The organism is Paenibacillus mobilis (genome assembly GCF_058267595.1).
Genome location: NZ_JBZCMS010000004.1, coordinates 198,236 through 220,346 on the forward strand (window position 1 = coordinate 198,236; position 22,111 = coordinate 220,346).

The following is a 22,111-nucleotide window of genomic DNA, read 5'->3' on the forward strand; positions in this document are numbered from 1 at the left end:
TTACTGAATTATTGTAACCGAACATGATAGGATTGACAGCTTTCCGGGAGCATATTATAGTTCTCGCGACGATAAGAGATAGATCGGGAGTGGAGCTGGATTGCTGTATTCTTTTTTGCTGACGCTGTATCACGTATCATTGCCTATATCGCTGCCGGTAGCGGGCGGGGCGCTGCTCAGGCGCTTCAAAGGCGTGGACAACCGCGCGCTGTCGGCCCTTGCCCTGTATGTGCTCAGCCCGGCGCTTATTTTTGAAACGCTGGCCCATGCGCAGATCGGCTCAGGCGATGTGGGAACGACGGTATTATTTTGCATCGTAAATGTGCTTGTCATGTGGGGAATTGCCGCCGCAGCCGCCAAAATCATGCATTTGAACCAGGAGCAGCAGGCGGGACTGACGCTGGTCTCCGTTTTTACGAACAGCGTCAATTACGGCTTGCCGCTCGTACAGCTGGCTTTTGGCCAGGCGGGCTTGGACAAGGCTTCCGTGCTGGTCGTGATCCAGATGATTCTCGGCAATACGGCCGGGGTTTATTTTGCGGCCCGGTCTCATTTTACGATCAAAAAAGCGCTGCTAAAGGTGATTACGATGCCTGCCCTATATGCGGCGCTGCTGGCGGGTTTTGTGAGGCTGACGCAGGTTGGCCTGCCGGAGGCCTTGGAACAGGGGATCTCCATGATGGCGGCGGCCTACGCGCCGGTGGCCCTGTGCATTTTGGGGATGCAGATGGCGGGGAGAAGACGCGGGGAAGGGGAGGAGACCCGTTTGCCGGAGCGGAAGCCATTTGCCGTCGCTATGGCCGTAAGACTGGTCCTTTCGCCGGGAGCTTCCTGTCTCGTTCTGTTCCTGCTGGGTGTTCACGGCCTGATGTTTTCGGTGTTTCTGGTGCTGTGCGCTATGCCGGCCGCGGTGAACGCGCTGATCATGTCGGAGGAATTCGGCGCGGATCCGCGCACGGTTTCCCGGGTTATTTTATGGACCACGCTGTTGTCCTTCGTGACCCTCCCGCTATTGATCGGGATTCTGCAGTAGTTTCAATAGCATGTAATTCGTTATAAAAAAAGCCGCACCAGCAGGCTCGATTTCTCAGCCCCGGTGCGGTTTTTGTTTCTTTAGCAGCTGGTTCAGCACCTCGGAAACCACAAGTCCGATGGCGATCGAGCCGGAAATCAGAAAAGCCTGCGCGGCCAGCTGGATGGCCGTGTTGTAGTCGTTTTCCACGAATTTGCGCATGGCGTCATAAGCGAGGCCGCCGGGAACCAGCGGAATGATGCCGGCTACGCTGAAGACGATGACGGGCATCCGGTACACCCGGGCTGACACCTGGCTGATGACGCCGACCACAAAGGTCGCCGCTACCGTGGAAATAACCGTATCATAATAAGGATCCAGCACGAGATAGATGACCCATCCCATCATGCCGCCAAGCCCGCATTGAAACAAGGTTCGCTTGGGTGCGTTAAAAATGATGCCGAAGCCGGCCGAGGCGATAAAACTGGTTAGTAACTGTGTAATCATATACATAGGATCCCTCTTTAATAGAAAAATGCCTTTATAAAAAGGTAAAAACGGCTGCGATTCCCGCGCCGATGGCAAAGGCGGTCAGCATCGCTTCCGCGCCCCTGGACAAGCCCGACACCAGGTGGCCGGCCATCAGGTCCCTGACGGCATTGGTAATGAGCAGCCCCGGCACAAGCGGCATGACCGAGCCGATAATGATTTTGTCCAGCTCGCGTCCCAAGCCAAGAGAAATGAACAGATAGGATACGAGGCCAATCAGCAGCGAAGTCGTAAACTCGGCGAAAAATTTCACGTTGATCAGTTTATGGAACAGGATCACGGCCGAAAAACCGAGCCCTCCGCTGATTAGGGCGGGCAGAAAATCATAGGCGCTGCCGCCGAACATGATGGCAAAACAACCGCTGGAAATAGAAGCCGCCGCGATTTGCAGGCCTACTGGATAAGCGTGGGACGAATCATCGATTTCGCGGAGCAGGCCGGCCGCTTCCTCGGGTCCGATTTCCCCGGAGACCAGTTTTCTTGAAATGCTGTTCACGGAAGCTACCTTCTCCAGGTCGGTGGTCCGTTCCGCAATCCGGATCAGCTTGGCCGCTTCGGGACCTCCGGCCTGAAAGATGATCCCCGTAGGCGTCACGTAGCTGTGAGAGCCGGAGAGACCTACGGCCTGGGCGATACGGATCATCGTGTCTTCGACGCGGTAAGTTTCCGCACCGCTCTGAAGCATGATTTTTCCGGCCAGCATGCAAATATCTATAGGGCTTAAAGGGGGGAGATTCTCCCTGGACGTCATGGTTGAAAACACTCCTTCGATCGTATAGCTCATTATGTACGCAAGTATTATATCACGGCAACGCTGCGTCCAAACGCGAATTAAACATCTAAAAGGGGAGAGCCCCGCAACAATACAGCTCTTTTTCCAACTGAATCCGGTCATCCGGTATAGATTGCATATATTTAAGTAAGAATACGGAATAACAAGTTGAATAAATGTTTGAGAAAATAATCACAAAAATCAAATTAAAAATCGACAATTTTGTTAAAAAAGCCATGTGAGATATTGTTTTCTGCTATCTTTATAGGGTAAGGTTATGGGTGATGCATTGTGAATGTAAAAATTCTGCAATGTCCGGCGTTACAAAGTTATTAAGGAATAATTTAAGGAGAGAGGAAAAGATGGATAAAAAACCAAGATCGCTTCGAACGCTGATCGCAGTGGTTATTACCCTGGTCACCTTGGGCGTGCTGATCTGGGGAATGTTCTTCACAGCGGATTACCTGGTCCTCGACCCTAAGGGACCTGTGGGACAATCCCAGAAGGATCTGATCATCATTTCGACGCTGCTCTGCTGCATCGTAATCGTTCCCGTTCTGATTCTGACAGCTGTCATCGTTTGGCGCTATCGCGACAAACCGAATCGCAAAACGGCCTATTCCCCAAATTGGCATGACAGCAAAGTGCTGGAAACCGTATGGTGGGGCGTGCCGATTCTCGTTATCATCGTTCTGGCGGTAGTAACGGCGCGTTATACTTATGCGCTTGAGCCTTCCAAGCCGATTGATGCCGAGCAAAAACCGGTTACGGTACAGGTAGTTTCCCTGGACTGGAAATGGCTGTTCCTGTATCCGGAAGAAAACATCGCTTCGGTGAATACGCTGACGATTCCAAAAGGCGTACCGGTTCGATTCGAAATTTCCGCGGACTCCCCGATGAATTCGTTCTGGATTCCGCAGCTGGGCGGGCAGATTTACGCGATGTCCGGCATGTCTATGACCCTTTATTTGAAAGCTGACGAAGTCGGAAAATACTTCGGCTCCGGCGCCAACTTCACCGGCGAGCATTTTGCGCAAATGCGTTTTGACGTGAATGCGGTTGAGCCTGCCGACTACCAGAAATGGGTAGACAAAGTGAAGGGCAATACCGGCAGCACGCTTACGGAAGCAAGTTATGCCGATTTGGCCAAACCGGGCGTTATGGGCCAAACCGAATATTCTTCGTTCCCTGAAGGACTGTACAGCAAAATTGCTTACAAATACGTGGTGGACGGCAAACAAAACTCTGAGTCGTCAGAGGGTACAACAAATGAAGGAATGCCCTTGAATACGGGCTTTGGCGTTAATGGACTGGGCGATGCCCAGCCGGCACACTGATGAAAGGGAAGGAGACCCTCCATGCTAGATTCGATTAAAGACTTCGCATCGTGGTTCTTCGTCACGGGGGATCCGCTCATTTATGGTGCGGACGTATCCATCGTGGTTGCGACAATTGCGATTTTATGGGCGCTGACCTATTTCAAGAAATGGGGTTGGCTGTGGAGAAACTGGCTGACCACGGTCGATCACAAGAAAATCGGCATCATGTATATTCTTGCGGCGCTGCTCATGTTGTTCCGCGGCGGCGTTGACGCGATCCTGATGCGTACCCAGCTTGCGCTCCCGGGCATGAAGTTCCTGGAGCCCGAGCATTACAATCAGATTTTTACAACTCACGGCACGATCATGATCCTGTTCATGGCGATGCCGTTGATGTTTGGTTTGTTTAATATTATTATCCCGCTTCAAATCGGAGCGCGCGACGTTGCGTATCCGTTCCTGAATGCGCTGAGCTTCTGGCTGTTTTTTGTCGGAGCGATGCTGTTCAACCTGTCCTTCGTCATCGGGGGCTCGCCGGACGCAGGCTGGATGAGTTACCCGCCGCTTTCCGAATTGATGCACAACCCGGGCGTAGGACAAAACTTCTACATCTGGGGGATTCAGATTTCGGGTATCGGTTCCCTGGCGACAGGCATCAACTTTATGGTCACCTTGATCAAGATGCGCGCACCGGGCATGACGCTCATGAAAATGCCGATGTTCTCCTGGTCCGTATTTGCCACCTGTATCATTATCATTCTGGCGTTCCCGATCCTGACCGTAACGCTGGCGCTGCTGTTCCTCGACCGTTTTGCGGGAGGTCACTTCTTTACGCTTGACCTGGGCGGCAACCCGATGATGTACATCAACTTGTTCTGGATGTGGGGACACCCCGAGGTTTATATCGTGGTCCTTCCGGCTTTCGGTATTTTCTCCGAAGTCGTGTCAACATTCTCACGAAAACGGATTTTCGGTTACAAATCCATGGTATTCGCGTTGCTGACCATTAGTGTGGTTTCCTTCTTCACTTGGCTTCACCACTTCTTTACGATGGGTTCCGGCGCGGATATCAATGTGTTCTTTGCGATATCGACGATGATTATCGCCATTCCGACAGGGGTTAAAATCTTTAACTGGCTGTTCACGATGTACCGCGGCCGTATCCGTTTCGAGCTGCCGATGATGTGGACGATTGCTTTTATTCCTTGTTTTGTAGTCGGCGGTATGACGGGGGTTATGCTTGCGGTTGCGCCTGCTGACTTCCAGTTCCACAACAGTTACTTCCTGATTGCGCACTTCCACCAAGTGTTGATCGGCGGCGTGGTGTTCGGTTATTTCGCAGGTCTGTACTACTGGTGGCCTAAAATGTTCGGGTTCATCCTGAACCACAGACTGGGCGTTTGGGCGTTCTGGTTCTGGAACATCGGTTTCTATGTATGTTTCATGCCGCAATATTCACTCGGCTTGATGGGGATGACCCGCCGCGTAAGCGAATATTCCTGGGATACCGGCTGGGGACCGCTGAACTTTATCTCCACGATCGGCGCCCTGCTGATGGGTATCGGTTTCGTTATCCAGGTAGCGCAAATCTTGTACAGCACATTCAAACATAAAAAAGTCGGCAACGACCCTTGGGATGCTCGTACGCTCGAATGGACAACAGCTTCTCCGGCTCCGGAATACAACTTTGCAGTGATCCCGCACGTACATTCCGTGGATGATTTCTGGGAAGTAAAAGAGCGCCGTGCCAAAGGGATTGCAGATGATCCAATGCCTCCGATCGAACCGATTCATATGCCTAAGAACTCTATCATTCCACCGATCATGGGCGCTTGCTGGTTTGTAGCAGGTTTCGGATTTGTGTTTGAGTGGTGGTGGTTCTACATCCCAGGCATGATTGGTGTAGCAATTTGCATGATCGCGCGTTCCTTCTCTTACGATACGGATTATTACATCCCTGTCGAAGAAGTAGAACGCACTGAAGAGGCAATAAGGGGGTCTGTATAATGGCACAAAGCGTGGCACACAAAGGAAATCATAGTGCAGACCATGATCACGGGCATCACGATCCTAACGAACTTAAGGTCCTTGGCTTCTGGTTCTTTCTGATTTCCGACGTTATCCTCTTCTCCGTCTTGTTCGCAACCTTTATCGTGTTGCGCCATAATACGGCGGGAGGACCTGACGGCAAAGAGCTTTTTGAACTGCCGGGAGTCATTTGGGAAACCTTTATCCTCCTGACAAGTAGCTTTACGAGCGGTCTGGCCACTTTGGCCATGAACCGCGGCAATAAGAAACAGCTGATCGGATGGCTGATCGTAACGGCTATCCTCGGCGCATCGTTCGTAGGCCTCGAGGTTTCCGAGTTCGTTAAAATGGTGAATGAAGGCGCTGGTTATTCGAGAAGCGCATTCCTGACCGCTTTCTTTACCCTGGTCGGTACGCACGGACTTCACGTTTCGGTTGGTCTTTGCTGGATGATCGGACTTATGATTCAGCTGGGCAAACGCGGAATTACGGAGACGACAAAAGGAAAAGTTACGCTAATCAGCTTGTACTGGCACTTTTTGGACGTTATCTGGATCTTCCTGCTCACGATCGTATATTTGATGGGGGTGATGTAAATGGCACAACCAAATACGCACGGCCATGACGCTCACGAATCCCATGGATCGTTGAAATCGTATATTCTCGGTTTCATTCTTTCCATCGTATTGACCATCATTCCTTTGGTTATCGTGATGAATGACCTGATGGCCAAAACGGCTACCTTTATTGTGATCATGATTGCTGCGGTGTTGCAGCTCCTGGTTCAGCTGCTCTTCTTCATGCATCTTCGGGAGACGGAAAAACCTCGCTGGAACGTTATGGGGCTTGTTCTCGGCATCATTATTCTGATTACGGTTGTCGGCGGCTCCATCTGGATCATGGAAGTCAACAAAATCGGATACTAAGAGTTTGAGATTTAAGGGAATACTAAGGGCCTGCATGGTGACATGCAGGCCTTTTTTTACGGGGATTTTGTATTTAGTACCATGTTTAATTTATCCCGGAAACGGTTAGTATACAGTACAAAGGCAAGCTTGCTTAGTCAGACTGAAAAGAACAGGCTGACCATGAAAAGCGGACACTGCCCCGATTAGGGAATGTCCAAAATTTGACCGGGAGTGATCAGCATGGCCGCTAAAATATATTCGTTTAAAAACAGGAAAGAAATGCGTGAAAATGGCCACTATTTTGCATTAACCCTGACTACGATCGCTTGGGTCGTATTGGTTGTCGGCATTATTCTTTGTCTGGTCCGTTTATCTGATTTTAATGACCGGAATATGTACCTGATGGGAGGAATCGGCTGTATTGTCGGCAGTATCTTTATATACAGCATAGGCGGCTTCCTGCATGCCGCCCAAACGAAAAAGTTCCGACAGGCCAATGATGACGTGAAACGGAAATCCTGATCAGTACGCTAATGACAAGACGTCTGCCAGGTATCTGTTTATGGGTCCAAACTACGAAAAAGCCCCTTGCGCAAGGGGCTTTTTCGTATGATTGGCTAGTCACGAGGTTAACATTGTTTGTGCCAAAAATGCCGATGGGGGTAGTAATCTTTAATTCTTTTTTTTAATTCGTACAGCTGGACATCTTCATTGTCAAAATTGCCTGTGATGCATCCTGAACAAAACTGATGGCTGTTAATCAACATGGTTTTGTAGCTGCTGCTGCTTAAAGTATGTAGAGCTCTTTGCGCTGCTTCGGGAAAGCTGACCGCTTGACGTTTAAATGGACGGTAAGCCAGATAAATCTCGCTTTTAAACGAAGTGGAATGAATCTGACTGAATTGTTCCAAGCTCATCAGTTCCGGCGTATGTTTGCTTGAGAGGGTAATGACCTGTTGATCGCCTACATATACTCCGGAATATTCGCCCAGACCCCCATATAAAGTGGCAATCACGATGGATCCGCTGTTCGGCTTCAGCGGTTTGAATAAGTCTGCAAGCATGTGATACCCTTCTTTATCAGTAAAATTATTCCAACTATAGAAATTATAAAACGCCTTCGGATGTTTATCAATACCGCGCAGGCAGGAATATACGGTTCCTGGCAAAAAAATCCCCCCGCCTCCAAATTGGAAGCAGGGGGAGCTTAAACAGAACTTATTGCGAGCCGGATTTTTGGGGCTCAGGATAGGTTTTGCCTTTGGTGTCTACGGTAACCTTGCTCATGACATCCAGATCGTTTGCAGCGGGCATATCGCTGCTGTCGCGCGGAAGGTTCACAATGGCGTCCACGGTAGCCATTCCTTTAATGACTTTACCGAAGGCGGCATACTGCCCGTCCAAATAATCGGCGTCCGCTACCATGATAAAGAACTGGGAGCCGCCGGAATTCGGATCCTGAGCACGGGCCATGGAGATAACGCCACGTGTATGCTTCAGATCGTTTTGGACGCCGTTCGAAGTAAATTCGCCCGCGATCGAATACCCGGGACCGCCGGTCCCGTTTCCTTGGGGGTCTCCGCCCTGGATCATAAATCCGGGAATGACGCGGTGGAACTTGGTACCGTCATAGAAACCTTTTTTAGCCAGGGAAATGAAATTGTTGACCGTATTGGGAGCCGCTTTAGGATACAGCTCGATTTCGATTTTGTTTCCGGTTTTCATTTCAATGGTGACTACCGGATTGTCCGGAGACGTGAAGGCCGGGTCAGGCTGAACTTCCTTGGAGGGATCGTCCGATGGAGGCGTGGCCGAGCTTGGAGCTTCGGAGGCGCTGGCTCCGTTATCCGTACTGCTTCCGGCGTTGTTTGAGGCGTTCGAAGCGGAATTGCTGTTGTTGGAGCTGCCGGTATTGCCCGCTTCTGCCGTTTTGTTCCCGCAGGCGGTAAGTGCAAGTACAAGCACCAGCATTAAGGTCAATAGGGCTGGAGCAAAAGTGATGCGGCGTTTCATGAAAAAAAGCCTCCTTGATTCGATGGAATTAAAATTTGATAATCCTATCATAACATCCCGAATAAACAGAGCCAAATCTCTATAAATCGGGAAGCGGAATCCGGAAGGAATTTTCTCGGGATTCGTCGAATTGGTTATTCGCCAAGCAAAACTTACATGCGCCGACAGTTTACAGTTAAGGAGAAGATCAGCGACGCGATTCAGGAGGTCGCGAGCGGAGGGGAAAGGCAGCTCGTCAGCATGGAGACAGGGGCGGACAACGTACGCAATTTGGCGGGTGAGGTGACCGGGGTTGCGAATGAAATCGGCGAAGTTCATGTGATGATGAACGTTACCTCCCAGCTGGCCCAGGAGGGCAATGAATCCGTAGCTACCACAACCAGCAAAATGGACTCCATTCATGCCCATGTCCAGGAGCTGGACAACGTCATAGAAGGCCTGACGCGACGGACTGAAGAAATCGGCAGCATTGTTACGGTGATTGCCGGCATCGCCCAGCAGACCAATCTGCTTGCTTTAAATGCGTCTATTGAAGCCGCCAGAGCCGGGGAGCAGGGCCGGGGATTTGCGGTGGTAGCCGCGGAAGTCAGAAAGCTGGCCGAAAACGCTGCCTTATTTGCCGACCAGATCCGGAACCTGATCGAGAAAGTAACGGAAGAAATGGGCGGCGCCCAGGTCTCCATGACGCATGTTGCGACTTCCGTCCGCGAAGGCATTGAGGCGGCACAATCCTCCGAAACGGCGTTTAATCATATTTTGATTACCGTACAGGGTTTGGCCCGAAGCATCGAAGCTTCTGCGAACAAGCTGCAGCGGATGAAGGAAGAGGCGGGGAATGTCGATCAGGCCATCGGTCAGGTCCAGCAGCTCTCCAGGGAAAATGCCCGGAATACGGAAACGATTTCCGCTTCCGCGCAGGAACAGCTTGCTTTGGCCCAGGAAGTAGCTTCCTCGACGGAAGAACCGAAGAAACAAGCGGACGAATTAAATGAATTAATCAGCCGTTTTACCCTCGAATAGAAAGGGCCCCGCTTTTAAGATAAGCTGGTACAAGAAAAAGCGGGTACAACAAAAGAAGCACCGCCGGTAGAAACCGGGGTGCTTCTTTTCTCAAAGCTTTTCCTGAAGTCCGTCCCGCGGCGGAGCATCTTCCTCGTCCGCGCCGGCTCCATTGATCAGATCGGTGCCGTGCATAACGTCTACAGGCTGGGCAGCCGCATCGACCGGGCTCTCCGGTTGAATGTCGTCCGCATCCGGCACATCGGGGAGTTCGCCTTGGTCCAGCAATTCCGTATTCCGGTCCGTTTCGTCATCGTAGGAGCTTAGACTCTGGGTGATCCGAGTATCGTGAGGCAGCAGGTCGTCGCTCGGGATGTCGTTTTCATCCTTATATTCGCCGAGGAGCTCGTACTGCTCGAACATACGGTCACCGTAGGTTTTATTGATCGGGTCTTCAATATTGCTTCTTGAAGCATTACCTTGCCCGTTGAATTCAGCCATCTCATCGAATTTATCGTCGAAGTTGTCCATTGGATAGTCCTCCCGATTTGAAGTAGCAAATCCTTTCCTTTAATGGAGTTTACCCAAACCTCGCCTGAATCAACCGAACCATTCTTTTAGAATTTAGGGAATACATATCTGACCAGAAAGTATAAAAATCCAAAAAACAAAATAATATAAGCTGCATATTTAATAAAGGTTGAAGCTACCATGCTGGAGTCGGAACGTTTATGAATTTCCCTGCGTTCAACGTCTACATCGCTTGTCTCACGGCGATCCCGTGGTTCATACATCGGCTTCTCCTCCTTTTTAATGGGCTAAAAATAAAGTCATTTATCCTTGATCATTTAATAAACGGCAGTTCCTTTCCTGAACCATAAAAGGATTATCTATTTACCCATATGGTAAAATTTGATAATGTTAGTTTGTATTTTACGAAATCCAAACCAAAGATGGATGGTTATTGAACAATCAGTCAACATGCGGGAAAGCTGCGGGGAATGGCGCCTGACTCATAAGATTAAACCAGGGGTGGCTAATGAGGTATTTGTTAAGAACAATAGTTATTATATTGGTCCTGCTTATCATGGGGGCCGTTATTGTGCCCGCCGCGGATTGGAGGGAACAAGCGGGCAGCAGCACCAAAATCAGCGATTGGCAGGTCTGGGAGGTCAACTCTCTAAGACCCGATATCACGGAGGAGCAGCTTGAGCAAACCGGCCAATGGGTACGAGCGTCTTCAGAAGCTCCCCTTCCGTCAAACGAAATCGACAGGGACCGGACGGAATCATTGTGGATTAAAGTCTCCCTGCCCCAGGCCAGCGAAAATGCCGCTGTTATGATCCGGAAGCTCTACGGGGAACGGGTGAAAATTTTATATGAGAACAAAGTGGTTTACAGTGTGGACCACCTCAGCGGCCGCGATGTGAATAATCTGCTCCTTCCCGTTCATATGGAGAACGGCTCGGAGCAGCAGACCCTGTACATAGGCGTCTCTTCAAACAGCGGTCAGATCGGGTTATATGAAGATATCCAAATCGGTCCGTTTATGCCGCTGCTGATCAATTTCGTCAAAAGCGATTTATCGGATTTTGTGCTGGGCAGCGCATTTATTTTTATTTCGGTCGTTATGCTGCTGTGTACGTTATTTTTGAATGAAGCCAATATCCGGGGCTGGCTTGCCCTAACGGTCGTTATATTGTGCATAGGCATACTCGTCATTACCTATTCGCCGTTTCTGTACACCTTTTATGGAAGGTACGAAGCGTATTATTATAATCTGTTTGATATGGCCTTATTTGTTTTTTTGCCGGTTTTTATCTTTTATGTGGAACAAATTTTTGATAAAGAAAAATATATCGCCTTCATCCGGGGCTGCCGTATTTTCCAGACGGTTTATTCCCTGCTATGTTTTTCCCTGCTGTTGCTGGACCGGATTACGTCGTCCGGAATCGATTACGTATATGACCAGATTACGGGCAATCTTCTTGGATATGTGACGATAGCGCAGCTTGCGGTGCTGGTGCTTTATGCGGTCTTAAATGCTTTTAGAGGCAATAAGGAAGCGATCATCTTTACGATCGGCCTTGCTTTCTTGGCGTTGACCGGAATCGGGGAGCTTATCGTTTATTATGCCAGCAGCCAGCAGTACCGCCTGGTGCTGTGGAAATGGGGCGTTCTTTGTTTCGTTATTTCGCTTATCGTTATTTTGGGCCGGAGATTCGCCAGAAATCATGAGCAGGTCGTGGAGTATTCCCGCAAGCTTGAAATGTTCAACAACGAACTGCAGCGTTCGGAAAAAATGGAGATCATCAGCGTGCTGGCCGCTTCCGTCGCTCATGAGGTGCGCAATCCACTGCAGGTTACACGGGGATTTATCCAGCTGCTTGGGGAAAAACAGCCGGACTCCCAGGACCGGGTTTATCTGGATTTGGCCCTTGAAGAGTTGGATCGCGCTTCCGGGATCATTACGGACTTTCTGACTTTCGCCAAACCGGAAGGCAGCAAAACCCGCCAGTTGAATGTAAATGAAGAGTTCAGGCATATTGAAGGGATCCTGCAGCCAATGGTTCACCTGGTTGGCGGGAAAATCGAGGTGGACATTCCGCCGACTCTGACCGTCATGGGAAGTTCTTCGAAATTTAAGCAGGCTTGTATCAACATTATTAAAAACAGTATTGAATCCTTTCAGGACGAAGGGGAAATCCGGATTTGGGCTTATGAGGTCAACAAACACGTTTATATCCATATTCGGGATAACGGTGAGGGAATGACGGAAGAGGAAATGGGACGGCTTGGAGAGCCTTATTTCTCAAACAAAACCAAAGGAACTGGGCTGGGGCTGATGGTGACGTTCCGAATTATCGAAGCAATGGCGGGGAACTTGAATTTTACAAGCCAGAAGGGGAAAGGCACCGAAGCCGTGCTCCGGTTTCCGTCAGGTGAAGCCTGAGCAGGAAACCGGCGGCTTTCGCAGATTAAGGTTTATGACTTAAACGATAGCATTAAGAATTAAGAATTCCACATCGCTTGAGGCTGGACTTTGGCTTCGAGCACGGAAGAAGGGGCCGGAGGCAATACCAGATAAAACTCGTCTGCGTTCTCCTCCACCGTACGGACGGAAATGTGGTCCGGAAGGGAAATGCCTAAAAACTCCTGAATGGCTCCTTTCGGATCGGACAATAACTTGCTTTTGAAAGAGGGATCTTGCCAGGCCTTCTGAATGAGCTGGGATTGAAGAAGAGCTCCAGTTGACATATCACATCATCCTTTCAAAATTGGTTATATTTTCCTACTAAGTTTACCATTAATAGAGCGGCTTAGCTAGTACAATTTATGGTTTTATCCATTTTTTACAACTGATTTTGACAAAAAATATTGCAGTCCGCCTGATTGCAGCAGCATTTTCTCCTGCTCGATCTGAGCGGCCCCATTGTGCAGGTTGTCCAGCAGAAAATGATAGAAGGAATAGAGTTCCGGGACAAAAGGCTTAACTTCAAAGACGTCAGGCTCCCGGCTTTCCGCCCGCGCGGCAAAGCTGGATAAGGCGTTATAGGTAAACAACGCTTCTCTCATGCCATCAGGGGTCAGCGGCTGCTCCTCGGGCAGAGCCAGCTTAACGCGGGCCAAAGCGCCAAGGCTGTTGTAGCTGCCTTCCTCCAGATCCTTCTCCCAATCCTCCCAGTCATCAAGCATCTGCAGCACTACGAGCGTTTGGTCCACGGCTTTCTCGACTGCGGGAATCCATTCAGGGCGTCCGCCATGAAGGAGCAGTCCGGTTCCGGCCAGCTTGACCAAAGAAGCCTTGTGGCCCATTCTGACAGGGTCCACATGGAACCAATCCTGTTCTTGTTCGCCGCTTACCGCTTCGGCCCACTGGAACAAATACCGCTTATGGTATTCCCAAAAACCGGAGGCTGCCGGAAAAATCTCACCGTACAGCTGCTGAAATTCCCTGTGCAGCAGCGCGGATAGAGGGAGCAGGCGCTGCAGATCGGCGCCAGGCTCGTCCATGGCTCTATCCTGCAGATGAAAGGCCATCATCCCGAAGATATGCGTCAATGAAATCCGTCTGCTGAGGTTCCGGTCATGGCCGGCTGCGGGTTCCATCCAAAAAGGCAAGAGGAAGCAAATATAGTTCGTTGGCACCTCCCGTTTAGTGATGTCGAATCGCTCCAAAAACTGAAGAGCTTGTCCCTGAAAGGGGGAATCCCACGCCAAAATGCGACTTTCTGCTTCTTTAAACGCCTCTTTCAGATCTTTTTCATAACTTTTATACCATTCCATTCGAGCACCTCCCAAAATTTAGCAGGCTGTTATCTCATGAACAGAATATATTATAAAAGATGGGACTATTTGTTTACATCTATTTCTTTTGTCGCAGAGACAAGGGCTGAAAGCAGCCGCCGCGCACGGGAATTGCTTGATTGGCGGACGGCTGTTGTTCTATTCGAAAGGTTGCCCCGGATTTACCATAATTGAAGAAAGCCGATCAAAATTAGCAGCGCGCCGGAAATGACCGTTGCCCGGCTGCCCAGCTTTTCGGCCGCATATTTTTCGCCAAACCAGGAACTGAAAGCAAACAGCAAATAACTGAAGATACCTACGGAAAGGGCCGTCAGCCAGATGTTAAGCTCGGTGACGCCCGCGTTAAATCCTCCGGCCAAAGCGTTCATGGCCAGAGCGATGCCTAAAACGGCCGCTTCGCTCAGGCTGATCGATTTCGAGCTGTCTTTATCCGCTTCCTCCGGGTTGCGGAGCAGCCTGGAGAAATGGCCTGCGCTTTCCGGGGGGGCGGTTTCCGGAACCTGCTGTTCTTTGGAGGATTGCAAAAGCACCCAGATTCCTACGGCTATAATGACTGCGGAGCCGATGACGTGTGCAATCCAGGGATGGATCCACAGCGCCAGCAAGCTTCCGAATGCGCCGGACACCAGCGTCCCCAGAAAGGAAATCAGGGCGACCGCCAGATTGGAGTACCAGGGGATGCGGATCCTTCGGACGCCGTAAGCAATACCGACTCCGGCGTTGTCTAGGTTGGAGGCCAAGCCAATGGCGAGTATAGCCAGCAAATGGTAAGAAGACATGATGTTCGCTCCTTTGCCTTAACTTTCAACACAGCATATGCCCAGAGCCCAGGATATGTTTCTGACGATTTGATGACCGGGCGCACAAAACGTTATCTTTTCAGGGCGTTACCATGTATAATCAAAGAAAGAATGATCGAGGAGGGGTATCAGTGCTGGAAAATTTGCTTCGGCCTTCCCATTTGCTCCTGCTAGCTGTAGCGGCTTTGTTGCTGTTTGGGCCAAGTAAGCTGCCCGAACTCGGCCGCAGTTTTGGCACGATGCTTCGGGAATTCAGACGGACTATCCGCGGCGATGCGGCGGGAGACAAGCTGCCGGACAACGGCCCGGTTATTGAGGATACGATTCAAGAGAAGAAATCATAAGGGATTGCCAGGCGAGCGACGCGAGCCTGTTTAACACCGCTTGCCCCGTTTTTGGAACAGGGCAGGCGGTGTTTTTTTTATACATAATTAGGAAGAAAGGTAAGGGTTTTGCCTGCAAGGATACGGCTGCGGACGGGTGTAAAGCCGCCCCTGACTCGGGCAAGTTAAAAACTTGGGCCGAATGTGGTACATTGTTAACAGAAAACATTGATTTACGGAGGGACAATAAGATGCAGGACAATTACAACCGGAAGCTCGAGGATCAAAAAAGTTTATTCAAACAGCTGGGAATCAAGCTGGATGCGCTGACCATACACGAGAAAGATTTTGACGCCAAGATGCGGGGATACGATAAGGAACAGGTAGACAGCTTTTTGGACGACATCATTGTAGATTATGAGCGGTTTTACGATATCATTACCGACCTGCTCGACAAATACAAGGAAATCCAGCGCAGGCAGTCGAACTGGGAAGAGGAACGCAGAACGTTTGCCGCTCAGCGCGCCAGAATAGAGAATACCAACACGGTTGACCGCAGAGTTGTGGAAGACGGCATACGCAGCCTGGAGCGGGCGCTGGAGAACCTGAAGCTGAACATGAAAGACGATTTTTAAAGCGGGAGCAAGGTAAAAGCTTGGTTAGAAGCAGACGAAATCGGAAGGCATAAAATCCGTTCAAATGTGCAGGATAAAAATGTTCTTGCATGATTTGGAATTTTCGCATTGTTTTTTTGGACTAAAGGTGTTATGATGATATCAAGATTTAGAATAAGTCTAAATTTAAAAAAAGATGAGCGAACGGCTTTTTAGGCCGTTTCCCCAATAAGCTTAAACATGAGATGGAGGAATGAACGATGAGTACTTTGAATTCGGCTACAAACCAAGCTGTGGAACAACATTTGAACCGCCAGGTTGCCAACTGGACACTGCTTTACACGAAATTGCACAATTTTCACTGGTATGTGAAAGGCAACCATTTCTTTACGCTGCATGCCAAATTCGAAGAGCTTTACAATTCCGCTGCCGGTTATTTGGACGAGATTGCAGAGCGCCTTTTGGCGATTGGCGGCAAACCGGTGGCTACGCTGAAAGAAGTGCTGGAAACGGCAACGCTGAAAGAAGCGGCTGGCTCGGAGAGCGCAGATCAAATGGTCGCAACCGTGATCAGCGATTTTGAATCCCTCACGGCTGAATTGAAACAAGGCATGGATGCGGCTGAAGAAGCCGGAGACCAAGCGACTTCCGATCTTTTGCTCGGCATTAAAGGCGCTTTGGACAAACAGATCTGGATGCTGAACGCTTACCTCGGCAAATAAGCCAAACTTTTTAAGGATGCTTCGTTAAGTTGTTAAAGTGATAGACCGCTGTTTAAGCTCCCTTTCCGTTTCCGGGTTAGGGAGTTTTAATTTTTTTAAGCCAAACTGCCCTGGGACAGATCCGGAAAAGTGCCGGAGCAAGGGAGAACTGCAGCGAGACTGTTTCGATTATTGCTTACTGGGTAAATCTATTTCATGCCAGGTACGTTGATTGCCGCTTAAGCGGTTAGGGATATATGGAAGATAAAAGAACAGGCAGAAAATGAAAAGCATATATAAGGAGCGAATAGAAGATGGAACAAGCCAAAAAGGGTTTTACGAAAATTACGGTAACGGTAAATGGAAAAAGGGTAGGAAGCGGATTTCTGATCGATCAGGAAACCTACGTCCCGGTAGCACCGGAATATGTCCGGGTCTATGAAACGGAGATGTCCTGCGAGCGCGGAGAGAAGCAGGCGATTTGAGGCGTTGATCCTCCTTTTTTTGTGAGATAAAGGTATGTAAGCTTGATCAAGCCCAGAAGGTTCTGGGCTTTTTTTCTAATTAATAAAATGGTTGCTAACCCCGTTTAAACGCCGGAAGGAAGTTTAATATACTAGCGTACCCGATGGTACGAAAAAAAACCTCAACTAGGAGTGATTCTAATGGCACAAAAAGATAATAATCGTCCGATGAGCCGTGAAGAAGCAGGCCGAATGGGTGGAGAAGCAACGTCAAAAAGTCATGATAAAGAGTTCTACCAGGAGATCGGCCGCAAAGGCGGCGAATCGACTTCCGATTCTCATGACCGCGAGTTTTACCAGGATATTGGCCGCAAAGGCGGTGAAGCGACCTCCGATTCCCATGACAAGGAATTTTATCAGGAGATCGGCTCCAAAGGCGGCAGCGCTCCGCATGACGGAAGCGACGGCAAGATGAGCCGCGAGGAAGCAGGCCGCAAAGGCGGCGAAGCCAGATCCAGGCAGCGCAATGACTAAGGAGCAGCCGCTCCAAGGATCCATGCGTCCAAGATTATTAGCTCCAAGGTTCAGCAGCCCTAAAGCTCAATAGCTCTAAAGTTCAATAGAACGTGTCCCTTATTAATAGGAATAAAGCTTAAGCTTAAAATAGCAAAAAGGCTGATGTCAGGCAGCTTGCCTGGCATCAGTTTTTTTCATTTTACAGGAACTATTATGTATCCTTTACACCTCATAATTGGCGTCCCAGCGGATGCTAGTCTGGCCGCCAATTTTTGCCGATTCAAGAGCAAAAGTGTTCAAACCTGCCGGTTTGGGTTACATAGAGGGGAGTGGGTCAAATTAGTTACCCAGCAGGCGTTCCGGTTCCCGCTGCAATCGGGAGGTTTCGGGCGGAACGTCAAGTAGAGATGCCGAAACAAGGAGGAAACTATGGAAGCTTTGAAACACAGCCGTATTTTAATTTTGTTAATCAGCACCATCTTTATTTGTATAGGAGCTTTTTATTTGCTTTGGGGCCTGCAGCAGGAGAGGAGTCTTGGAGCAAGGACGGAAATGTCGGCTTTTGCTCTTACGTCTGCTCCAAAGAAATCATCCGCCGGCGATTTGCGCGCGGTGAAACCCAAGACTATGGTTACGAAAACATCCGATCCTTTTCTGCTTCGCCGCAGCATGCCGGCCGGCCGAACAGGTTCCTATGGCAGCAATGATCCCGGCAAACCCGCTGTACCGGGCATGCCGGTTCTTTTCCGTGCCGACAAACCGCAGATTTCGGGCCAGGCAGGGGCTCCAGCATCCGAAGGAGCCTCAGCCGCAGCAGCGGCAAAAGCGGCCGAGCAGGTCCGTAAAACCCATTTATCCACACCTCCCATAACTCTCTTCTTTACGCGGACATCGCTGCTGCCCAGGAAAGACAAAGACAAGGCAACCAGCACCTACACCGTGACCCAAGAAGATCTGCTTCTCCTGGAGAAAATCGTAATGGCAGAAGCAGAAGGCGAACCGTACGAGGGCAAAGTGGCAGTTGCCAACGTTGTCCTGAACCGGCTGCGGTCAGCCAATTTTCCCGATACCATTCATGACGTTATTTATGAAAAACATCAATTCAGCCCCGTAGCGAACGGGCGGCTTAACCGCGTCCAGCCAAACGATGATACCCGGCGTGCGGTAACCGAAGCCTTAAACGGCCATAAGGAAGTCAGCGACGATACTTATTATTTTCTGTCTTTGAAGCTGGCGACGGATTTAAGCGTTCACCATCATAAAACAAAAACGAAGACAATCGGCAACCATACTTTTTATAAATAATATTTAAATTTTTCCATAAAAACCGGCCTCGAAGCCTTGAACTGTCCCCCAAAGAGTGGTAAAGTGTTGGATGTTGGTTGACTGACTGACCGAATTTGAATTTTGGTCATTTTTATAAAAAAAGATACGAAGGGGGAGAGCGATGCCTGCCATAGATCGCCGCAAGCAGGTGCTGGAGGCGGCCGCCAAATCTTTTTCATTATTCGGATACAAAGCGACGACCATGGATCAGGTGGCCAAAATAGCAAACGTCGGGAAAGGGACGATTTATACCTTTTTTTCCAATAAGGAAGAGCTGTTTGATGAAATTTTGCAGTCGGTTCTGGCGGAGATGAAGGAAATCGTGCTCCGGGAAATCCGGGACGATCAGGCGTTTTTCGACAAGCTTTACAAAGGCCTGGATGCTATGCTGGATTTTCGCAGCGAACATGGCCTGCTGGTCAAACTGGCGCAGGAAGTCCGCGACTTCGGGACGATTCAGGCTCAGGAAGCAATGCAGCGGGTGGAAAATGTCATTCTCGATTATATCGAGCGCCAGGTGGTGTTAGCGGTGCGGCAGGGGGAGATCATTTCGGCCGATCCGAAAATCGTTTCCTTTATTATGCTGAAGCTCTATATCGCCTTAAGTCTGGATTGGAATAAGCAGCATGAAGCGCTGGATAAAGAGGATATCAAACATTATTTCCGGATTATTTTGGGGGAAGGTTTTGCCCTCCGGCCTTAACGGAACCGGGAACAAACCGTAGAACTAAAAATAGAGAGCAAAGGAGAGGAGCCTGTCATGAAGGCGATATCTGTTTTTCTTAAAGACCTGAAATTCGGGGCAAAGAAACCGCTGAACATCATTTCGTTTATTGCCGTTATTTTTGTGCCTATTCTATACAGCGGCATGCTGATTGCAGCCTTCTGGGATCCTTACGGCCATCTCGATAAACTGCCGGTGGCCGTCGTTAACATGGATAAAGGGGCGGAATACGAAGGGAAGTCCCTGCATATCGGCCAGGATTTGGTCGATGAGCTGAAGGACGGCAAGGATTTTGACTGGCAGTTTGTCAGTGAGCAGGAAGCTGAAAAGGGGATTGCCGACAACAAATATTATATGAAGATCACGATTCCGGAAAATTTCTCCTCACAGGCGACTACGCTGATGGAGGACCAACCGAAGCCGGCCGATCTGATCTATGAGCCAAACGGCGACTATAACTTTATTGCCGGCCAGATCGGCAACAGCGCGGTGAAGGATATCAAATCCCAGGTTTCCGCCAAAGTGACGGAAGCCTACACGGAAAGCCTGCTGGGCAAAGTGACGGATCTCTCAAGCGGCCTTGCGGACGCAGGCAGCGGAGCCGGAGATATTCATGAAGGCGCCAGCAAGCTGGAAGACGGAACTGCAAAACTTAAAGAGAATTTGAACAAGCTGGTGGCCGGCACGACGGAGCTCAGCAGCGGTATCAGCCCGCTGAAGAGCGGTGTCGACAAGCTGAGCGGCGGAGCCGGGGAGCTTAATAGCGGAACCTCGAGCCTCGCAAGCGGTCTGGACCAATTAAGCGCGGCGCATAAGCAGCTTGAAAGCGGCACGACTCAAGCCGTTCAGGGCGTGGATCAGCTGGCCGGCGGTTTGAAGCAGACCCAGTCCGCGGACGCCCAGATCAATCAGGGTCTGCACTCCGCGCTGGAAGGAAGCCAGAAGCTGCAGCAGGGGCTGCAAAGCTCGGTCAGCAGCACGGAGCAGCTGGCGCAGGGGGCGAGCGGTTTAGCGCAAGGGCTGGATCAGCTGGTCAAAGCGAATCCGGCACTGGCCGAAAACGCAGACGTGCAGAAGCTCCTGGCGACCAGCCAGGCGGTCGCGCAGGGCACCCAGCAGCTGCAGGACGGACAGAAACAGCTGCTGGAGGGCAGCAACCAGCTGGTTGCCGGCAATCAGCAGCTCGCCTCCGGCAGCGACAAGGTCGTCAGCGGCGAGGAGCAGCTGGTGCAGGGAGCCGGCAAGCTTCAGGCGGCCGGCCCGCAGCTGACGCAGGGCATGAGCGAATTCGGCAAAAAGCTTGCCGAAGCGGCGTCCGGCAGCCATCAGGTGGCGAACGGAGCCAGCCAGCTTGCAGCGGGAACCGCTGCGCTGCAGCAGGGCGTGACGCAGCTCGGCGGCGGAGTCAGCGAGCTGGCCAGCGGCTCCAAGCAGCTGGATGAAGGCGCAGGCACGCTGAAGAGCGGCATGCAGGATCTGGTCAGCGGCTCGGGCGAGTTGGCGAGCAAGCTTAACGATGCCGCCGGTCAAACGGCTCAAGTGAAAAGCGGGGACGACGTGGTGTCCATGTACGCCCAGCCGGTTGACGTCCAGGAAAACGACAGCCGCAAAATCAGCAAATACGGCACCGGGATTGCGCCGTACTTCCTGTCGCTTGGCTTGTTTGTAGGCGCTCTGCTTTCGACGATTATCCTTTCGATGAGAGGGACGTCCGTGGAAGGGGCTACGGGCTGGCAGCGTTTTGTCAGCCGGTTCCTGACTTTCGGAGCAATGAGTTTGTTCCAGTCGCTGGTGGCGGCCTTTATCGTGCACAGCATCATTGGACTGGAAGTGGAGAGCGTGCCGAAATTTTACCTGTTCACGTTCGTCACCAGCTTGACCTATATGATGGTCATTCAGGCGATCGTAACGTGGCTGGATCAGCCGGGCCGGTTTGTCGTTGTTCTGCTGATGATCTTCCAGTTGACGACCAGCGGCGGGACTTTCCCGGTCGAATTGCTTCCGGATTGGATGAAGCCGATCCACCCATGGCTGCCGATGAGCCATTCGGTAGCGGGTTTCAAAGCCGTCATTGCCAGCGGCGATTTCAGCGTCATGTGGAATCAACTGGATCTGTTATTGATTTACGCCGTTATTTTTGTAGCGTTGACCTTGATTTATTTCATTACGCATACGCCGCGTGAATCGTCCGTATCTACAGGCAAGGAACAAACGACAGCATCGGTTTAACCGATCGGGCTGCCATTTATGGATTTTGCTAAAAAACCAAAAGCTGCCTCAATTTCCTTCAGGGAGATGGGGGCAGCTTTTTTGTGTTTGTTCCTTATATAAGTTTTCAAAGCCGAGGGGGCCGGAGTCCCCCTATTCGGGGAAATATCGGACGTCTTGGATAAGGAGCTGCGGGCCTGAACGGAATTGGAAAGGATTGGATCGAATTGGGCGGAGGTTGAATATAAATAAATGTCGCCTCTCCGGTACAATGGCCTAATCCGTAAAGCGCTACCAATTTGTAAACTTAATGTTAAATAAATTAACGTATAAAAGGAATTCACATTGTATTCTTCAAAATGAACCTGAAATTTTGTGATGTACATGTTAGATTTTTGAGTGAATAGCCCTATTATTAATTGAATAGCATAAATATGCATATAAAATGTATAAAATAAAAGAAAACAGAAAAAATCATGTTACTTATTTTGACGCCGGATAAAGCCCGCAGAAATAACTTCCATCGC

25 protein-coding genes are annotated in these 22,111 nt (G+C 50.2%); 16 read left to right on the forward strand and 9 right to left on the reverse strand.

What is annotated here, in order from left to right:
* Positions 1-100: 100 nt before the first annotated feature.
* Positions 101-1,033, forward strand: coding sequence for an AEC family transporter (locus tag AC3ZPD_RS09515; RefSeq protein ID WP_490984052.1), 933 nt, complete (start codon positions 101-103; stop codon positions 1,031-1,033).
* 54 nt (positions 1,034-1,087) lie between these two features.
* On the opposite strand, the gene AC3ZPD_RS09520 is transcribed toward AC3ZPD_RS09515, so the two are convergent.
* Complete coding sequence (locus tag AC3ZPD_RS09520; protein WP_490984053.1) at positions 1,088-1,525, reverse strand: threonine/serine exporter family protein; 438 nt, start codon at positions 1,523-1,525, stop codon at positions 1,088-1,090.
* A gap of 28 nt (positions 1,526-1,553) precedes the next feature.
* On the reverse strand, positions 1,554-2,312 hold the full coding sequence (locus AC3ZPD_RS09525) for a threonine/serine exporter family protein (RefSeq protein WP_490984054.1): 759 nt from the start codon (positions 2,310-2,312) through the stop codon (positions 1,554-1,556).
* A gap of 383 nt (positions 2,313-2,695) precedes the next feature.
* On the opposite strand from AC3ZPD_RS09525, the gene qoxA reads away from it, so the two are divergent.
* From qoxA to AC3ZPD_RS09550, 5 genes are all read left to right on the forward strand, one after another.
* Positions 2,696-3,670 (forward strand): cytochrome aa3 quinol oxidase subunit II, encoded by a 975-nt coding sequence (gene qoxA, locus AC3ZPD_RS09530; RefSeq protein ID WP_490984055.1) that lies wholly within the window; start codon positions 2,696-2,698, stop codon positions 3,668-3,670.
* A gap of 21 nt (positions 3,671-3,691) precedes the next feature.
* A complete protein-coding gene (locus AC3ZPD_RS09535) occupies positions 3,692-5,659 on the forward strand; it encodes a cbb3-type cytochrome c oxidase subunit I (RefSeq protein ID WP_490984056.1) in 1,968 nt (655 codons plus the stop codon).
* Positions 5,659-6,276 carry a cytochrome o ubiquinol oxidase subunit III gene (cyoC, locus tag AC3ZPD_RS09540; protein ID WP_490984057.1) on the forward strand — a complete coding sequence of 206 codons (618 nt, stop codon included), beginning with the start codon at positions 5,659-5,661 and terminating at the stop codon, positions 6,274-6,276. Before AC3ZPD_RS09535 ends, cyoC begins: the two co-directional genes overlap by 1 nt.
* Positions 6,277-6,606, forward strand: coding sequence for a cytochrome o ubiquinol oxidase subunit IV (gene cyoD / locus AC3ZPD_RS09545; protein ID WP_490984058.1), 330 nt, complete (start codon positions 6,277-6,279; stop codon positions 6,604-6,606).
* Between the two features lie 222 nt (positions 6,607-6,828).
* Entirely contained in the window at positions 6,829-7,110 is a 282-nt protein-coding gene (locus AC3ZPD_RS09550) for a hypothetical protein (RefSeq protein ID WP_490984059.1), read from the forward strand.
* A gap of 107 nt (positions 7,111-7,217) precedes the next feature.
* On the opposite strand, the gene AC3ZPD_RS09555 is transcribed toward AC3ZPD_RS09550, so the two are convergent.
* Both AC3ZPD_RS09555 and AC3ZPD_RS09560 read right to left on the reverse strand, forming a co-directional pair.
* Positions 7,218-7,757 carry a hypothetical protein gene (locus AC3ZPD_RS09555; protein WP_490984060.1) on the reverse strand — a complete coding sequence of 180 codons (540 nt, stop codon included), beginning with the start codon at positions 7,755-7,757 and terminating at the stop codon, positions 7,218-7,220.
* A 49-nt stretch (positions 7,758-7,806) separates the two neighbouring features.
* Positions 7,807-8,601, reverse strand: a complete 795-nt coding sequence (locus AC3ZPD_RS09560) for a peptidylprolyl isomerase (RefSeq protein ID WP_490984061.1) — start codon at positions 8,599-8,601, stop codon at positions 7,807-7,809.
* A 156-nt stretch (positions 8,602-8,757) separates the two neighbouring features.
* On the opposite strand from AC3ZPD_RS09560, the gene AC3ZPD_RS09565 reads away from it, so the two are divergent.
* Positions 8,758-9,621, forward strand: coding sequence for a methyl-accepting chemotaxis protein (locus AC3ZPD_RS09565; RefSeq protein WP_490984062.1), 864 nt, complete (start codon positions 8,758-8,760; stop codon positions 9,619-9,621).
* 90 nt (positions 9,622-9,711) lie between these two features.
* Here the strand turns inward: AC3ZPD_RS09565 and AC3ZPD_RS09570 are convergent, their stop codons facing one another.
* Together AC3ZPD_RS09570 and AC3ZPD_RS09575 are read right to left on the reverse strand one after the other, a co-directional pair.
* Positions 9,712-10,131 carry a hypothetical protein gene (locus tag AC3ZPD_RS09570; RefSeq protein ID WP_490984063.1) on the reverse strand — a complete coding sequence of 140 codons (420 nt, stop codon included), beginning with the start codon at positions 10,129-10,131 and terminating at the stop codon, positions 9,712-9,714.
* Positions 10,132-10,217: 86 nt separating this feature from the next.
* On the reverse strand, positions 10,218-10,394 hold the full coding sequence (locus tag AC3ZPD_RS09575; protein ID WP_490984064.1) for a hypothetical protein: 177 nt from the start codon (positions 10,392-10,394) through the stop codon (positions 10,218-10,220).
* A gap of 245 nt (positions 10,395-10,639) precedes the next feature.
* On the opposite strand from AC3ZPD_RS09575, the gene AC3ZPD_RS09580 reads away from it, so the two are divergent.
* The gene (locus tag AC3ZPD_RS09580; RefSeq protein ID WP_490984065.1) at positions 10,640-12,553 is read left to right on the forward strand and encodes an ATP-binding protein; all 1,914 of its coding nucleotides are present in this window, start codon (positions 10,640-10,642) and stop codon (positions 12,551-12,553) included.
* Between the two features lie 59 nt (positions 12,554-12,612).
* On the opposite strand, the gene AC3ZPD_RS09585 is transcribed toward AC3ZPD_RS09580, so the two are convergent.
* The 3 genes from AC3ZPD_RS09585 to ytaF all read right to left on the reverse strand — a co-directional run bounded on the left by AC3ZPD_RS09585 (position 12,613) and on the right by ytaF (position 14,687).
* The gene (locus AC3ZPD_RS09585; protein WP_490984066.1) at positions 12,613-12,858 is read right to left on the reverse strand and encodes an NHLP leader peptide family RiPP precursor; all 246 of its coding nucleotides are present in this window, start codon (positions 12,856-12,858) and stop codon (positions 12,613-12,615) included.
* Positions 12,859-12,942: 84 nt separating this feature from the next.
* Positions 12,943-13,887, reverse strand: coding sequence for a hypothetical protein (locus AC3ZPD_RS09590; RefSeq protein ID WP_490984067.1), 945 nt, complete (start codon positions 13,885-13,887; stop codon positions 12,943-12,945).
* Between the two features lie 182 nt (positions 13,888-14,069).
* Positions 14,070-14,687, reverse strand: a complete 618-nt coding sequence (gene ytaF, locus AC3ZPD_RS09595) for a sporulation membrane protein YtaF (RefSeq protein ID WP_490984068.1) — start codon at positions 14,685-14,687, stop codon at positions 14,070-14,072.
* Positions 14,688-14,839: 152 nt separating this feature from the next.
* Here ytaF and AC3ZPD_RS09600 point away from each other — a divergent pair, with 152 nt between their 5' ends.
* The 8 genes from AC3ZPD_RS09600 (at position 14,840) to AC3ZPD_RS09635 (ending at position 21,605) form a co-directional block, all read left to right on the forward strand.
* Positions 14,840-15,052, forward strand: a complete 213-nt coding sequence (locus tag AC3ZPD_RS09600; RefSeq protein WP_490984069.1) for a twin-arginine translocase TatA/TatE family subunit — start codon at positions 14,840-14,842, stop codon at positions 15,050-15,052.
* Between the two features lie 230 nt (positions 15,053-15,282).
* On the forward strand, positions 15,283-15,666 hold the full coding sequence (locus tag AC3ZPD_RS09605) for a DivIVA domain-containing protein (RefSeq protein ID WP_490984070.1): 384 nt from the start codon (positions 15,283-15,285) through the stop codon (positions 15,664-15,666).
* A gap of 239 nt (positions 15,667-15,905) precedes the next feature.
* Positions 15,906-16,367: a Dps family protein gene (locus AC3ZPD_RS09610; RefSeq protein WP_490984071.1), complete on the forward strand. Its 462-nt coding sequence runs from the start codon at positions 15,906-15,908 to the stop codon at positions 16,365-16,367.
* A 293-nt stretch (positions 16,368-16,660) separates the two neighbouring features.
* Positions 16,661-16,831, forward strand: a complete 171-nt coding sequence (locus AC3ZPD_RS09615) for a hypothetical protein (RefSeq protein WP_490984072.1) — start codon at positions 16,661-16,663, stop codon at positions 16,829-16,831.
* A gap of 180 nt (positions 16,832-17,011) precedes the next feature.
* Complete coding sequence (locus tag AC3ZPD_RS09620; RefSeq protein ID WP_490984073.1) at positions 17,012-17,344, forward strand: KGG domain-containing protein; 333 nt, start codon at positions 17,012-17,014, stop codon at positions 17,342-17,344.
* A gap of 411 nt (positions 17,345-17,755) precedes the next feature.
* Complete coding sequence (locus AC3ZPD_RS09625) at positions 17,756-18,631, forward strand: cell wall hydrolase (RefSeq protein WP_490984074.1); 876 nt, start codon at positions 17,756-17,758, stop codon at positions 18,629-18,631.
* Positions 18,632-18,773: 142 nt separating this feature from the next.
* The gene (locus AC3ZPD_RS09630) at positions 18,774-19,355 is read left to right on the forward strand and encodes a TetR/AcrR family transcriptional regulator (protein ID WP_490984075.1); all 582 of its coding nucleotides are present in this window, start codon (positions 18,774-18,776) and stop codon (positions 19,353-19,355) included.
* A 57-nt stretch (positions 19,356-19,412) separates the two neighbouring features.
* A complete protein-coding gene (locus AC3ZPD_RS09635; RefSeq protein ID WP_490984076.1) occupies positions 19,413-21,605 on the forward strand; it encodes a YhgE/Pip family protein in 2,193 nt (730 codons plus the stop codon).
* The last annotated feature ends 506 nt before the right edge of the window (positions 21,606-22,111 follow it).